Raw genomic sequence first — 566 nt, 5'->3', positions numbered from 1 at the left:
GGGCGCGCCGTCGCTTTCCTGGGCGTCAAGTTGAGCGCGCTGATAGACCGTCGCATCCTCGAAGCAGGCATCGTACACCTGGACGATTTCATGGCCGGGTTTGCCGTCGTACACAAACAGGCTTTCCAGAGTGCCGATCAGCCGCAGGTTGTTGATCGACTGCCCCAGTTCCTCCTGCACTTCACGAACAATGGCCTGGGCGCTGTGCTCACCAAAATCGATCCCACCGCCCAGCGGCCGGAACAGCGTCTGTTGCGTGTCGGCATCAACGAACTGATTGACCAGGATCTTGCCCTGGTGGTGGAAGACACACAGCGCGAGCGCGCGAATACGGGGTTCAGACACGGGATAAAGTCCATTTGCCGGTACGAGGCGCGGCATTAGAACACAGCGCAGCGAGCATCAACCAAGGTAAAAATACTTCACCGCCAACGCCGGCACCTCCTCCATCGCCGACCACAGCTGCTCGTCCAGCTCGCCGCTGATCAACTCATGCTGCTCGTCGCTCAGCAGCTCGGGAAGGTCCCACAACCGCTGCAGTGGCGGGTGATGTTCAAGAGGTCCGA

1 protein-coding gene is annotated in these 566 nt (G+C 60.1%); it reads right to left on the bottom strand.

What is annotated here, in order from left to right; genetic code table 11:
• On the bottom strand, nt 1-345 hold a 345-nt coding region (locus tag Q7C21_RS22630), incomplete at its 3' end, for an NUDIX hydrolase (protein WP_375151181.1).
• Nucleotides 346-566 lie beyond the last annotated feature (221 nt).

This window comes from Pantoea sp. ANP04, from assembly GCF_041982285.1.
In the GTDB taxonomy this organism is placed as follows: Bacteria; Pseudomonadota; Gammaproteobacteria; order Enterobacterales; family Enterobacteriaceae; genus Pantoea; species Pantoea eucalypti.
This window is presented reverse-complemented; position numbering and strand designations above follow the sequence as displayed.